Below are 14,377 nucleotides of genomic sequence, written 5' to 3' on the forward strand. Positions count from 1 at the left end.
GGGCGGCGGGGAAGAGCGGAAGAATCTCCCGTATGGACCTCACCTCGCATCCTCTCGTCGTCCGCGCCCGCCGGCTCGCCACGGACCTGCTGGCTCCCGAGGCCGAACGGATCGACCAGGAAGGGGTGCCCGCGAGCCACATCGAGGCGGTGAAGCGTTCGGGGCTGCTCGGGGTGGCCGCGCCGGCGGAGTACGGCGGCGCGGGGGCGCCGCCGGCCGTGCTGCGGGAGACCGCGGAGATCCTGGCCGGCGCGTGCTGTGCGACCTGGTTCGTGCAGACCCAGCACCACACGCCCGTGCAGACGCTGGCGCGCGGTGAACGGGCGGTGCGGGAGCGGCTGTTGGGCCCGCTGTCCCGTGGGGAGCTGCTGTCCGGGGTGGCGTACGCGCACCTGCGCTCGTATCCGCGCCGCCCGGTGCGGGTCCGCCGGGAGGGCACCGGCTGGCGGTTCGACGGCACCGTCCCCTGGTACACCGGGTGGGGCCTGAACGACGTGATGCTGCTGGCCGGGGTGACGGACTCCGACAAGGTGCTGTTCGCCTTCGCCGAGGCACGCGAACAGCCCGGGCTGCGGGCGTCGGCGCCGATGCGGCTGGCGGCCCTCACCGCCGCGCGCACGGTGTCGCTGGAACTGGACGGCCTGTGGCTGCCCGCGGAGGCGGTGTCCCTGCACACGCCGTACGACCGGTGGGCCGCCGGCGACCGGGTCAAGACCCTGAGCACCAGCCCGGCGGTCTTCGGCGTGGCGGAGGCGGCGCTGTCCCTCCTGGACGACGAAGCGGCCACCCCGCTCCGCTCCCGCCTGACCGGCCTCCGCGAACGGGCCTACGCCTTGGCCGACGCTCCGGTCCCGCAGGCGCGGGGCGAGGAGCGAAGCATGGCGGGGGCCGAGGGGGCCGGGCATGGGCCGACCGTACGGGGAGCGGCGGCCGGGCCAGGCGTGGACGACTGGACCGGGCCAGGCGTGGACGACTGGGCCGCGGAGCGGCTGGCCGTGCGCGCGGAGGCGTACGACGTGCTGCGTGCGGCCACCACCGCGGCGGTGGTGGCCGGCGGCGGCCGTGCGATGGCCCTGACGAGCCGCGCCCAGCGCCTGGCCCGGGAAGGGCTGTTCCTGCTGGTGCAGGGCCAGACGGCGGAATCGCGCGCGGCACATCTACGGGCGCTGGGCGGGGCACCGGCCACCACCGGGGAACGGGACCGGTAGGAGCAGCCGCCGTGGGCCGACGGCCTCCGCCCAGCTTCGCTCCCCCCGTCACCGGGCCGGCCGGCTGCCCGCCGCTCGCTCAGCCCGCGAACGGCACCTCCGCCGATGCGGCGGCCCTGCTGTCAGGGTGTGTCCACAGTCCCTGGGCGGCGAGCCGGGGCAGGACGCCCTCGCCGAACCAGTAGGCCTCCTCCAGGTGCGGGTAGCCGGAGAGGACGAACTCGTCGATGCCGAGGGCGTGGTACTCCTTGATGCGCTCGGCGACCTCCTCATGGCTGCCGACCAGCGCCGTGCCCGCGCCGCCGCGCACCAGGCCGATGCCGGCCCAGAGGTTGGGGTGGATCTCCAGGCTCTCCCGGCTGCCGCCGTGCAGCGCGAGCATCCGCCGCTGGCCTTCCGACTCGCTGCGCGCGAGGCCCGTCTGAACAGCTCGTACGGTCTCCGGGTCGAAGCCGTCGAGCAGCCGGTCCGCCTCCGCCCATGCCTGCTCGGAGGTGTCCCGGGTGATGACGTGCAGCCGGATCCCGAAGCGCGGGGTACGGCCGTGCTCCGCGGCGAGCTGCCGGATCCAGGCGATCTTCCCGGCGACCTGCGCGGGCGGTTCGCCCCAGGTGAGGTACACGTCGGCGTACCGGGCCGCGACCTGTCCGGCGGCGGGCGAGGAGCCCCCGAAGTACACCTCGGGGACCGGGTCGGGCAGCCGGCTGAGCTTGGCGTCCTCGACTTGGAGGTGCTCGCCGCGCAGGTCGACGCTCTTGCCGTCCCACAACTGCCGCACGATGTGCAGGAACTCACCGGTACGGCGGTAGCGGGCGTCCTTGTCGAGGAAGTCGCCGTAGGCGCGCTGCTCGTGACTCTCGCCGCCGGTGACGACGTTGAGCAGCAGCCGTCCGCCGGTCTGCCGCTGGAAGGTGGACGCCATCTGGGCGGCGAGCGTGGGGGAGACGAAGCCGGGCCGGAAGGCGACCAGGAACTTCAGCCGCTCGGTGTTCTGGCTGACCATCGCGGTGGTCAGCCACGCGTCCTCGCACCAGGCACCGGTCGGGGTGAGCGCGCCGGCGAAGCCCAGGTCCTCGGCGGCCCGGGCGATCTGGCTCAGGTAGGCGACGGTCGGCGGCCGGTCCCGGCCGGAGGCGGTCGCCGGGGTGCCGTGGCCGCCGCCTACGACATGGCGGCTGTCGCCGTTGGTGGGCAGGAACCAGTGGAAGGCGAGGGACACGTGGGGTCTCCGATCAGGGCAGGCCGTGCCGGGGCGGCCGGTGGAGCGGCGCGGTGTGGCACGGTGCGCGTCGCCGGGGGGCGGGAGTATGGGGCGGTGCGCACACCGAGGGGCGGGGGTGCCGGGCATCCGGCGGCCGACGCCGTCAGCTCGCCGCCGCCAGCAACGGGGTGCGGTCCAGGGCCGCGGCGAACTGGTCCACCACGTGCCCCAGGGCCTCGGCGGTGGTGGGCGTGAGGGACACCGCGCCGTCCTCCCGCACGGTGATGTCCTTGTCGAGGGTGAACCAGCCCTGGACTATGTGCGCGGCACCCATGGAGTTCAGCACCGGGCGCAGGGCGTAGTCGATGGCGAGCACATGGGCGGTGGAGCCGCCGGTGGCGAGCGGCAGCACGGTCTTGCCGGTGAGCGCGTACTGCGGGAGCAGGTCCAGGAGCGCCTTGAGGACGCCGGAGTACGACGCCTTGTAGACGGGGGTGCCGACCACGACGCCGTCGGCGCGGGCGAACAGTTCGGTGGCCTCGACGATGGCGGGGTGCCGGAAGTCCGCGCCGAGCAATGCCTCGGCCGGGACGGTACGGACGTCGAGCGGGATGACCTCGTGGCCCTGGGCGATGAGCCGCTGGTCCAGGTGGCGCAGCAGACGGCCGGTGCGCGAGGAGGCGGAGGGGCTGCCGGAGACGGACAGGACGGTGGCCATGGGTGCCTCGTTTCTGGGGGTGCGCCGGGCACGCGCGCACGGGGACGGGCGCCCGGTGAAGTCGAAGGGGAGCGGATTCCGGCTCGGCGGTCAGGCGGGGACCCGGCGGGCGGAGTCACAGGCGCTCCGGGCATGCGGGACCCAACGAACTCCGCGCACCCGAGAACCCGAGAATCCGAGAACCCGAGAACCCGAGAACTCCAGGGACCCGCGCACTGCGCGGACTGAAGAACCCCAGAACCTCGGGACTGCCGCTGTGGAATTACCCGGCGTGATTTCCGGGCAGGCCGAATTCCGGTGCCGAAAAGGGCGGAGAGGGCAGGCGAGTCACGCGTAGGGGAGGCCCGACGGGACCGGCGGGAAATCGCGGATCAGGCCGTGGGGCGACAGGAGGCGCTGGAGACGCGCGCGAGGTCGACGTGGCGTCGCCGCGTGAGGTCCAGTCGCATCGTCATGCCGTGATCGTGGCAGCAGCCGACGACGGCCGTCAAGGAATTCCCGACCGGTCTCGTATGGCGGACCGGGGAGGAGAAGGAAGGCGTGGCGGGAAATCGGGAACGCCTCCTGTGGGGCCGAACGCCTCAGGCCCGGCCGTCCTCCTCCTGTGCCTCGACCACGACGAGGAACGCGTCCGACTTCAAGTCCATGACCACGGTCGCCGGTTCGCCCTCGGCGCGCCGGGCGGCGGCGTACTCCTCCGCGGGCCACGATCCACGCGGAGCCCCTGCGGGGAATCGCTCCAGCACCTTGGCACTCATGGCGGCGGACACCTCCTGCGTCGCTGACCGAACGGAATGTACAGCTTGTACCGGACCGGCTGCCCCCGATCGCTGAGGACATGTCACCGCATCCGGTCCTCGGCACCGCGCGGCGGGCCGTGCGGTCGACCGGTGGCGGCCGACCGGCCGACGCGCGGACACGCACGACCACACGAACGCACGACCACCCGAACGTACCTAGACACGAACGCGCACAGACACACAGACACACAGACACACAGGCACACAGACGCCCGGACGCGCTCGGACGTTCGGCCGATGGGACGACGCGCATCCGCCCACCGGGCCCGGCGGGAAGTGATTCCCGGGGGACCACCGACACGGAGGGCCTGCACGGGATGAACCACGACGACTCGACGGGCCGGCTCCGCTGCCTGGTGACGGGAGCCACGGGCTACATCGGCGGCCGCCTCGTGCCCGAACTGCTGACCGCCGGGCACCGGGTGCGCTGCCTGGCCCGCTCCCCCGAGAAGCTGCGCGACCACCCGTGGGCTGACGAGACGGAGGTGGTGCGGGGGGACGTCACGGACGCGGACTCGGTCGCCCGGGCGATGCGGGACGTCGACGTGGCGTACTACCTGGTGCACGCGCTCGGCAGCGGCAAGGACTTCGAGGACACCGACCGCCGCGCGGCCCGCGTCTTCGGGGAACGGGCGAAGGCGGCCGGTGTGCGGCGCATCGTCTACCTCGGCGGTCTCACGCCGTCCGGGGTGCCCGCGCACCAGCTCTCCCCGCACCTGAGGTCCCGGGCGGAAGTGGGCCGCATCCTGCTGGCCTCCGGCGTGCCGACCGCCGTACTGCGTGCCGCCGTGATCATCGGCTCGGGCTCGGCCTCCTTCGAGATGCTGCGCTACCTCACCGAACGGCTGCCGGTGATGGTCACGCCGAGCTGGGTGCGCACCCGTATCCAGCCCATCGCCGTGCGGGACGTGCTGCGGCTGCTGGTCGGCAGCGCGGGCCTGCCGGACGACGTGAACCGGGCCTTCGACATCGGCGGGCCGGACATCCTCACGTACCGGGACATGATGGTCCGGTACGCGCGTGTCGCGGGGCTTCCCCGGCGGCTCATCGTGGCCGTGCCGGTCCTCACCCCCGGCCTGTCCAGCCACTGGGTGGGGCTCGTCACGCCCGTCCCGGCGTCCATCGCGCGCCCGCTGACCGAGTCGCTGCGCCACGAGGTGGTCTGCCGCGAGCACGACATCGCCCGGTATCTGCCCGACCCGCCGGGGCATCCGCTCGGCTTCGACCAGGCCGTACGACTCGCCCTGCGCCGGGTGCGCGAGGCGCGCGTGACCACCCGCTGGTCGTCCGCCGCGGTACCCGGCGCGCCCAGTGATCCACTGCCCACCGACCCCGACTGGGCCGGCGGCAGCCTGTACACGGACCGTCGCGAGGCGGTGGTGGACGCCCCGGCGCAGGAACTGTGGCGGGTGATCGAGGGCGTGGGCGGAGAGCACGGCTGGTACTCCTTCCCGCTGGCGTGGAGCCTGCGGGGATGGCTGGACCGGATGGTCGGTGGGGTGGGCCTGCGCCGGGGCCGACGGGACGCGGAGCGCCTGCGGGCGGGTGACTCGCTGGACTTCTGGCGGGTGGAGGAGATCGAACGGGGTCACCTGTTGCGGCTGCGGGCGGAGATGCGCCTGCCCGGGCTGGCCTGGCTGGAGATGTGCGCGGAACCGGCCGGCGACGGTCGCAGCCGCTACCGGCAGCGGGCCCTGTTCCACCCGCGCGGGCTGCTGGGCCACGCGTACTGGTGGAGCGTCTCACCGTTCCACGCCGTGGTCTTCGGCGGGATGGCCCGCAACATCGCGCGGGCGGCGGCCCGGCAGGGTCCCGAAGTCGCTCGCTGACGCCGCATCCGCCGGGCCCACCGGGACGGAAGTGACCGGTTGTCCCCCTAGCCCGTTTCTCGCTCGTTCTTCCTCGTTCTTCCTCGTTCCGGAGCCGCGCCATGGATGTCTCGGTCGTCCTGTTCACCGCCGACCTGCGCCTGCACGACCATCCGCCGCTACGGGCCGCGCTGGACGGCCCCCGTCAGGTCGTCCCGCTGTTCGTCCGCGACCGGGGCGTGGCCGACGCGGGCTTCGCGGCACCCAATCGGCTGGCGTTCCTCGCCGACTGCCTGCGGGACCTGGACACCGGGTTCCGTGAGCGTGGCGGGCGGCTGGTGGTGCGCTCCGGCGACGTCGTGGAGGAGGTCTGCGCGGTGGCCGCCGAGGCGGACGCCGACGAGGTGCACATGGCGGCCGACGCGAGTGCCTACGCCCGGTCGCGGGAGCGGCGGCTGCGGCGCGCCCTGGAGGCCGAAGGGCGGCGGCTGCACGTGCACGAGGCCGTGACCACGGTGGTGCCGCCCGGCGAGGTGACCCCTGCCTCCTCGGACCACTTCGCGGTGTTCACGCCGTACTTCCGGCAGTGGTCGCGACAACGGCCGCGGGACGTCCTGGGTGCGCCCCGCTCGGTCACCGTGCCGCCCGGCATCGGCTCCGAGGAACTGCCGTCCCGGGCCTCGCTGCCGGGAACCTCGCCGGGGCTGGCGGAGGGCGGCGAGGCGGCCGGCCGGAAGCGGCTCGCCGCCTGGCTCCGCTCCGGCATGGCGCTCTACGCGGACCGGCACGACGACCTGGCCGGGGACGCGACCTCCCGGCTCTCCCCGCACCTGCACTTCGGCACGGTGTCCCCCGTCGAGCTGGTCCACCGGGCGCGCCGCGCGGGCGGTCCGGGAGCGGAGGCGTTCGTACGGCAGATCGCCTGGCGGGACTTCCACCGTCAGGTGCTGGCGGCCCGGCCCGGCGCGGCCGTCGCCGACTACCGCACCCGGCACGACCGTTGGCGGTCCGAGCGGACGGCCCGGGAGGACATCGAGGCATGGCGGGAGGGCCGTACCGGCTGGCCGGTGATCGACGCGGCGATGCGCCAGCTGCGCCACGAGGGCTGGATGCACAACCGGGCCCGGCTGCTGACGGCGAGCTTCCTGGCGAAGACGCTGTACGTCGACTGGCGGGTGGGGGCCCGGCACTTCCTGGAGTGGCTGGTCGACGGCGACCTGGCCAACAACCAGCTGAACTGGCAGTGGGTCGCGGGCACCGGCACGGACACCCGCCCCAACCGGGTCCTCAACCCGCTGCTCCAGGCCAGGCGGTACGACCCCGACGGGGTGTACGTGCGGCGGTGGGTGCCCGAGCTGAAGGAGGTGGCGGGCGCGGCGGTGCACGAGCCGTGGAAGCCGGCAGGCCCCGACCGCGAGCTCGCCGCCGCGTATCCGGAGCCGATCGTCGACCTCGCCGACGGGCTGGCCCGGTTCAGACGGGCACGCAGCCGCGGTTGAGCGGGTCGGCCGGCCCGGCCGGGGCCGCCGAACATCACCAGTGGTATCGCGTCGCGGGCGCCCCCGGTGCCCCGTTCCATGGCGGCGAGGTGCTCCGCCAGGCCCTCGGGGCGCGGTGTGTGCCACCTAGGCGTGGTGGACATGCCAGGGCAACGGTGCTCGACCTCGACGTACCGGTCCCCCGCCCAGGCCCGTCCGCGGCCCACGGCGTGCAGGGTCGGCACCCCGGCACGGCAGCCTCCTGCGGCGGTGGCCAGAGACCGCCACCCAAGCCCTACACATAAGGAAGAAATAAGGGCAAACTGGAGTATGCGGCGCTTATCGCAATGCCGCACCAGACGCGGTCTGGCCTGCAACGTCAAAGGAGACGACTCATGGCCAACTTGCACAGGGGTGACATATCGAGCCACCCTGATGTCTCCGAAATGCGGGACCGCTACGCCCGCATGCTCGGCGGTCGTGATGTGGCGCTCGTGGACGGGCCGGTGTTCCTGCTCGGCCTGTACTGCGCCGCCTCCCCGTGGATCCTGCACTACACGGCCAGCCAGCCCGCCCTCATGACCCACAACTTGATCATGGGCATCGCGATAGGCCTGCTGGCACTGGGATTCACCCGGGCACCCGAGCGCATGTACGGCCTGAGCTGGGCCATGTGTGCCCTGGGCATCTGGATGATCGTCGCTCCGTGGATCGTGGGCAGCGGCCCGGACACGGGCGTCGTCATCAACAACATCGTCATCGGAGCCCTGGCCCTCGTCCTCGGACTGATATGCGCCGGTACGGCGGCGAAGAGCGCCCCCAGGCCGTAGAAGCGCCGTAAGAGCCCTCAAAGAGGAGACCGAGGAAAGGAAGGGAAGAACGCGGGGCCGGTCCGCCCTCGGCGGACCGGCCTCCGCGTTCCCGCGTCCGCGCGGCGCGCGCCCACCCTCGTCGTCGCGGTCCAGGAAGCCCCTGCGCTCCGGCGTGGTCAGCCGGTCACCGTGAGGGAGATCCACATGTCCGCGGGCAGGTCCGGCCGCCCCGGCACCGGCCGTGGCTCCCGGGTCCACGCGTCGCCGGCCAGGTCCCCGGCGACGCGCGGCCAGAAGCTCACCGCGGCCGGGTTGCCCTGCTGGAAGGCGATCTCCCACGGCCCCGGGTGCCGGGTGAGCACCTCGCGCACGGCCCGCAGCCCGATGCCCCGGCGCCGGGCGCCGCGTACCACGAAGAAGCTGTTCAGCACGCGGACCGGACCGTCGAGCCCGCGGACGAAGGCGAACCCGGCGGGGCGTTCTCCGCAGGTCAGCAGGTACGGCGCCCAGCCCGGCTCCGTGAAGGCGTACGTCACGCGTTCACTGCGGAAGGTGCCGTCGGCGGCGGGCAGGAGGCCCGTGAACTCGGACAGATCGTGGCGGAACATCAGCCACAGCCGCTCCACGGCGGGCCGGTCCTCAGGGGTCGCGGGGCGGACGGTGACGTCCGCGGTCATGATGTCGGTCATGAACCGAAGCCTCCCCGGCGGACTGTGGTCCGGCCGGGGAGGTGCGCTTCGATGACAGTAACTCTAGCTCATGCCAAGGGCGTTGCCGTGACCGCCCCCGGGGTTTCCGCGCCGGTCTCCTCGCCGACCTCCTTCGGGCCGAACGGCCACACCTTCTCCAGCCGCGCCCAGATCACGAAGGCCACACCGCCGAGGGCCAGCCAGGCCAGGGACCACTCGATGGGATGACGGCCCGGGGAGTTCTTGTCGGCGTAGCCGTAGATCACGCACCAGCCGACGAAGGCAGCGGCGCTCGGCAGGGGGTACAGCCACATCCGGTACGGACGGGGCAGGTCCGGCCGGCGTCGGCGCAGCACCGTCAGCGCGACGATCTGCGCCAGTGCCTGCACGATGACCATCACCGTGGTGAGCAACTGGATCAGGGTCGCGAGGTCGGTGTGGCGGCCGATCAGGAACCCGACGGCGGTGATCACGCCCATGGTGGCGAGGCCGAGCATCGGGAAGCGGTGCCTCGGGTGCAGCTTGGCGTACGGGCGGAAGAAGACCCGGTCGCGGGCGGCGTCGTAGGGCACCCGGGAGCCGCCGAGCAGGCCGGCGAAGACGGAGGCGAACGCGGTGATCAGGATCAGCACGGTCACCGTGTCGGCCGCGCCCTTGCCCCAGGTCTCCTCCAGCACGGCGGAGGCCACGGAGGAGGAGGCGATGTCGTGCGGGTCGGTCATCCGGTGCCAGTCGACGACACCGAGGGTGCCGATCTGAAGCATCAGGTAGATCGCCATGATGCCGAGGATCGAGAACAGGATGGAGCGCGGCAGCGTACGTCCGGGCTCCTTGATCTCGGCGCCCATGTAGGCGGTCGTGTTGTAGCCGAGGTAGTCGTAGATGCCGATGGTCAGGCCCGCCGCGAACCCGAGCCAGAAGTGGTTGCTCATCACATTGAAGGCCCCGGCCGGATAGGTGAAGGCCATGTGTGGGCTGAAGTGAGTGGCGGCGGCGACGATCACCAGCAGCACGGAGGCGATCATCACGGTCCACATCACGGCGGTGATCCGGGCGATGTGCTCGATGCCGCGCCAGAGCAGGACCACCACCAGGGCGATGGCGCCGAGGCCGACCAGGTCACCGGCGGTCTGCCCGAGGCCGGGGGCGAGATAGCCGAGGTACTGGACGAAGCCGACCACGCCCGTGGACATGATCAGCGGAATGAAGAGCATCGCCGTCCACACGAACAGGAACGGCATCAGACGGCCGGTGCGGTACAGGAAGGCCTGGCGCAGATAGAGGTAACTCCCGCCGGAGCCGGGCAGCGAGGCGCCCAGCTCGGCCCAGACCAGGCCGTCGCACAGCGCCAGGACCGCGCCGGCGACGAACCCGATGACCGCCTGGGGGCCGCCGAACGCGGCGACCATCAGCGGGATCGTCACGAACGGCCCGATGCCGCACATCTGGCTCATGTTGATCGCCGTGGCCTGGAACAGACCGACACGGCGGACAAAACCACCCGGGGGTGGCGGGCTACCGGACATGGGGGACTCCTGACGCGACGGGCGCGCGACGCCCGGCGGAGGGTGACTGGCGGATAAAGTTAAGGAGCCTTACTAGAGGCGTCAAGTGTGCGACAGGAATGCACGAGAATGGTGCGATGCCCGCCAGCGATGTCGCAGAGCAGCCGGAACAGCCCTGGAGCCGCCGGCGTCTGCGCAGTACCAACGAGCGGCTGCTGCTGGACCGGCTGCGCGCGCTCGGCGCCGCCTCGCGCGCCCAACTGGCCCGGGAGACGGGCCTGTCGAAGCCGACGGTCTCCAGCGCGCTGGCCTCGCTGGCGGCGGCCGGCCTGGTGCACGAGGTCGGCACGCAGGCCCCGGAGCGCGGGCGCACCGCCGTGCTCTACGCCCCCGATCCGGCCGCCGGGTACGCGCTCGGCGTGGACATCGGCCGGGGCTGGCTGCGCGTGGCGGTGGTCGACCTGGACGGCACGGTCGTGGCCCGCGCCGACATGCGCAACCGGGCCCGCGCCTCGGCCGCCCTCACCGACCTGGTCGTGAGCACCGCCCGCCAGGTGATCGCCAACTCGGGCGTGGACCCGGCCGAGGTGGTGCACGGAGTGGTGGGAACGCCGGGGGTGTACGACGAGAGGCAGCGGCGGGTGCGCTACGCGATGCACCTGCCGGGCTGGGGGCGGGCCGGGCTGGTGGACGGCATACGCACGGAGCTGGGTGTGCCGCTGGAGGTGCACAACGACGCCAATCTGGCGGCGCTCGGCGAGTACACCTACGGCGTCGGCGCGGGCAGCCGGCTCTTCGCGTACATCCTCATCGGCACCGGCCTGGGGATGGGGGTGGTCAGCGAGGGGCGGCTGTTCACGGGCGCGCGCGGGCTGGCCGGGGAGATCGGCTTCCTGCCGTGGCACGGCAGACAGAAGCCCGAGCGGCTGGAGGACGCGGTGTCGGGGGTGGCGGTGGTGGAGTCCGCCCGGCGGTTCGGGATGCACGGGCAGCTCACGGCGAAGGCCGTGTTCGACGCGGCCCGGCAGGGACATCCGGGCGCCGTGCGTGCGGTGGAGCTGGAGGGCGAGCGGATAGCGCACACCGTGGCGGCTGCCGCCGCCGTGCTCGACCCGGACCTCGTGGTGCTGGGCGGCGGTGTCGGGCACAGTGTCGATCTGCTGCTGCGGCCCGTACGGGAGCGGTTGCGGGCGCTGACCCCGCTGCGGCCCCGGATCGCGCCGAGCCGGCTCGGCGAGGACGCCGTCCTGCTGGGCGCGGTGGCCACGGCGCTGGACACGGCCCGCGACCTGGTGTTCGAACGCCGTACGGCCGGAACCTGACCCGTGCAACGGCCTCCACGGCGGGGGTCGTTGACACGACCCGTGGTGCGCCCTAGCGTGGCCCAGGTTAGTAAAGTTTCCTAACTTTACGAGGCTGGAGACCATCGTGTTCCCTCGCCCCGCCCGCCGGCTCCCCCTGACCGCCGCGCTCCTCGCCCTGGCCGGCGCCCTGACCATCGGCGCCTGGGCCGGCCCTCGGGACACGGCGGAGCCCCACCGGCCGGTCCGGATCACCCATGTCCCCTCCGACCCCGGCACCAGCACCCCGCTGTCCGGCTACGCCGTCCAGTCCACGGCGAAGGTGGGCGACTCGGCGGCGGACGTGTCCTCCCCCGGCTATCCGGCGCGGGACTGGTATCCGGCCGGCCCACGCTCCACGGTGCTGGCCGCACTGCTGGCGAACGGCGTGTACGCCGACCCGTTCCACTCCACCGACCAGCAGAAGATCCCCCGGGCCGACTTCGAGGTGCCCTGGTGGTACCGCTCCGACTTCGCCGTCGGGGACACCCGGCAGCGCACCTCTCTGGACTTCAGCGGGGTCGTCTCGGCGGCGGACGTCTACGTGAACGGCCGGCAGGTGGCGAAGGCCGCCGAGGTGACCGGCGCCTACACCCACCACGAGCTCGACATCACCCCGCTGGTCAGGTCCGGCACCAACACGGTCGCCTTCCGCGTCCGGCCCAACGATCCGCTCAAGGACCTGACCATGGGCTGGATCGACTGGATCCAGCCGCCGCCCGACCAGAACATGGGAATCGTCCGGGACGTCCTGGTCCGCAGGGGCGGCCCGGTCGCGCTGCGCGACGCGCACGTGGTCACCGAGCTGGCGGTGCCGTCACTCGCCACGGCCGACCTGACCGTCAAGGCCCAGGCCCGCAACGACACGGACGCGCCGGTCACGGCGGAGGTCGCCGGCAGCGTCGGCGGGACCGGGTTCCGCACGACGGTGTCGCTCGCGGCACACGAGACGAAGACCGTCACCTTCTCCCCCGCCGACACCCCCGGCCTGCACCTCACCGACCCGAAGGTGTGGTGGCCGGCCGGCATGGGCGGGCAGCCGCTGTACGACCTCGACCTCACCGCCACCGTGGCCGGCACGACGTCGGACACCGCGCACGAGACCTTCGGCATCCGGGACGTGAAGGCCCCGCTGGACTCCGACGGCGCCCGGCAGTACCGGATCAACGGCCGCAAGCTGCTGATCAAGGGCGGCGGCTGGTCCCCGGACGAGTTCCTGCGCTGGGACCCCACCTATGTCGAGGACCGCTTGAAGTACGCCCTGGACCTGGGCCTGAACACCCTCCGCCTGGAAGGCCACCTGGAACCGGACGAGTTCTTCGACCTGGCCGACCGCCACGGCGTGCTCACCCTGCCGGGCTGGGAGTGCTGCAACAAATGGGAGGGCCAGGTCAACGGCAGCGAGAAGGGCAACCGGTGGACCGACGCCGACTACCCGGTCGCCGGGGCGTCCATGGCCGCCGAGGCCGCGCGGCTGCGTGACCACCCGAGCGTCGTCTCCTTCCTCATCGGCAGCGACTTCGCCCCCGACGCGAAGATCGAGAAGACCTACCTGGACGCCCTGGAGTCCGCCGACTGGCCCACGCCCGTCGTCTCCTCCGCCTCCGACCGGTCCTCCCCACGGCTGGGCGGCTCGGGCATGAAGATGACCGGCCCCTACGACTGGGTGCCGCCCGGCTACTGGTACGCCAAGCGCGAGGGCGGGGCGACCGGCTTCAACTCCGAGACCAGCGCGGGCCCGAGCATCCCCACCCTCGACACCCTGCGCCGGATGATGACGCCCGCCGAACTCGACACCCTGTGGAAGGACCCGGACGCCAGGCAGTACCACCGTTCGCCGTCCCCCGTCTTCGGCACGCTGAAGATCTACGACGACGCCCTCGCCGGCCGCTACGGCGCCCCGACCGGTCTCACCGACTACGTCCGCAAGGCCCAGCTGGCCCAGTACGAGAACGTCCGCGCCCAGTTCGAGGCGTACGGACGCAACGCGACCGACCAGGACCGGCCCGCCACCGGGGTGATCCACTGGATGTTCAACAGCGGCTGGACGTCCCTGCACTGGCAGCTCACCGACCGCTACCTCGACCAGAACGGCTCCTACTTCGGCGCGAAGAAGGCGAACGAGCCGCTGCACATCCAGTACTCCTACGACGACCGCTCGGTCGTGGTGGTGAACAACCGGCCCGCCGCCGCCAAGGGCCTCACCGCGCGAGCCACGCTGTACGACCCCGACGGCACGCAGAAGTACGACAGGACCGTCACCGGCGTGGCGGTGGACGGGGGCGGGGCGCACGGCACACCGCTGACCCTGCCGTCCTCGGTGAGCGGGCTGTCGCGGACATATCTGCTCCGGCTGGTGCTGACGGACGCGCACGGCACGGAGGTGAGCCGGAACGTGTACTGGCTCTCCACCCGGCCCGACACCCTCGACTGGGACGGCACCACCTGGTACCACACGCCGACGACGAGCTACGCCGACATGAAGGGGCTCGCCTCGATGGCACAGGTCCCGGTGACGGCGACGGCGACCACGCGTTCGTCGGACGGCACGGCGACCACGACGGTGACCCTGCGCCACAGCGGAAGCGGCAAGACCCCGGCGCTGCTGACGGACGTGCACCTCGTGGACGGGCGCGGCAGGCCCGTGCTGCCGGTGCGCTGGTCGGACAACGAGGTGAGCCTGTGGCCGGGCGAGTCGGTGACGCTGACCGCCACCTACCGGACCGCCGACCTGCGCGGCTCGGCACCGGGTGTGCGGGTGTCCGGGTGGAACACGCCGGAGCGGACGGTGCCGGCGGCCTGACGCCACAGGGGGGTG

Annotated in this window: 12 protein-coding genes; 6 read left to right on the plus strand and 6 right to left on the minus strand. The window is 72.7% G+C overall.

The genetic code is table 11. The annotated features are described in order from the left end of the window. Positions 1-32: 32 nt before the first annotated feature. Positions 33-1,208 carry an acyl-CoA dehydrogenase family protein gene (locus tag IE273_RS17495; protein WP_189816110.1) on the plus strand — a complete coding sequence of 392 codons (1,176 nt, stop codon included), beginning with the start codon at positions 33-35 and terminating at the stop codon, positions 1,206-1,208. 79 nt (positions 1,209-1,287) lie between these two features. On the opposite strand, the gene IE273_RS17500 is transcribed toward IE273_RS17495, so the two are convergent. From IE273_RS17500 to IE273_RS17510, 4 genes are all read right to left on the minus strand, one after another. Then, positions 1,288-2,427, minus strand: coding sequence for an LLM class flavin-dependent oxidoreductase (locus IE273_RS17500; protein WP_189816111.1), 1,140 nt, complete (start codon positions 2,425-2,427; stop codon positions 1,288-1,290). A gap of 145 nt (positions 2,428-2,572) precedes the next feature. Further along, positions 2,573-3,127, minus strand: coding sequence for an NADPH-dependent FMN reductase (gene ssuE, locus IE273_RS17505; RefSeq protein ID WP_014670795.1), 555 nt, complete (start codon positions 3,125-3,127; stop codon positions 2,573-2,575). A gap of 371 nt (positions 3,128-3,498) precedes the next feature. Then, on the minus strand, positions 3,499-3,582 hold the full coding sequence (locus IE273_RS45165) for a putative leader peptide (RefSeq protein WP_355075612.1): 84 nt from the start codon (positions 3,580-3,582) through the stop codon (positions 3,499-3,501). 126 nt (positions 3,583-3,708) lie between these two features. Next, positions 3,709-3,885 carry a DUF8839 family protein gene (locus IE273_RS17510; protein ID WP_189816112.1) on the minus strand — a complete coding sequence of 59 codons (177 nt, stop codon included), beginning with the start codon at positions 3,883-3,885 and terminating at the stop codon, positions 3,709-3,711. A 359-nt stretch (positions 3,886-4,244) separates the two neighbouring features. On the opposite strand from IE273_RS17510, the gene IE273_RS17515 reads away from it, so the two are divergent. The 3 genes from IE273_RS17515 to IE273_RS17525 all read left to right on the plus strand — a co-directional run bounded on the left by IE273_RS17515 (position 4,245) and on the right by IE273_RS17525 (position 8,043). Continuing rightward, the gene (locus IE273_RS17515) at positions 4,245-5,756 is read left to right on the plus strand and encodes an SDR family oxidoreductase (RefSeq protein WP_189816113.1); all 1,512 of its coding nucleotides are present in this window, start codon (positions 4,245-4,247) and stop codon (positions 5,754-5,756) included. Between the two features lie 101 nt (positions 5,757-5,857). Then, positions 5,858-7,234: a cryptochrome/photolyase family protein gene (locus tag IE273_RS17520; RefSeq protein WP_189816114.1), complete on the plus strand. Its 1,377-nt coding sequence runs from the start codon at positions 5,858-5,860 to the stop codon at positions 7,232-7,234. 374 nt (positions 7,235-7,608) lie between these two features. Then, positions 7,609-8,043, plus strand: a complete 435-nt coding sequence (locus IE273_RS17525) for an SPW repeat protein (protein ID WP_189816115.1) — start codon at positions 7,609-7,611, stop codon at positions 8,041-8,043. A 158-nt stretch (positions 8,044-8,201) separates the two neighbouring features. Here the strand turns inward: IE273_RS17525 and IE273_RS17530 are convergent, their stop codons facing one another. After that, on the minus strand, positions 8,202-8,714 hold the full coding sequence (locus IE273_RS17530) for a GNAT family N-acetyltransferase (protein WP_189816116.1): 513 nt from the start codon (positions 8,712-8,714) through the stop codon (positions 8,202-8,204). Positions 8,715-8,782: 68 nt separating this feature from the next. Next, positions 8,783-10,240, minus strand: a complete 1,458-nt coding sequence (locus IE273_RS17535; protein WP_189816117.1) for an APC family permease — start codon at positions 10,238-10,240, stop codon at positions 8,783-8,785. A gap of 116 nt (positions 10,241-10,356) precedes the next feature. Between IE273_RS17535 and IE273_RS17540 the strand changes: the two genes are divergently transcribed. Both IE273_RS17540 and IE273_RS17545 read left to right on the plus strand, forming a co-directional pair. Continuing rightward, a complete protein-coding gene (locus IE273_RS17540) occupies positions 10,357-11,541 on the plus strand; it encodes an ROK family protein (RefSeq protein ID WP_189816118.1) in 1,185 nt (394 codons plus the stop codon). Between the two features lie 106 nt (positions 11,542-11,647). Then, positions 11,648-14,362: a glycoside hydrolase family 2 protein gene (locus tag IE273_RS17545; protein WP_189816119.1), complete on the plus strand. Its 2,715-nt coding sequence runs from the start codon at positions 11,648-11,650 to the stop codon at positions 14,360-14,362. Positions 14,363-14,377 lie beyond the last annotated feature (15 nt).

This window comes from Streptomyces olivaceoviridis (genome assembly GCF_014650115.1).
Classification (GTDB): Bacteria; Actinomycetota; Actinomycetes; order Streptomycetales; family Streptomycetaceae; genus Streptomyces; species Streptomyces olivaceoviridis.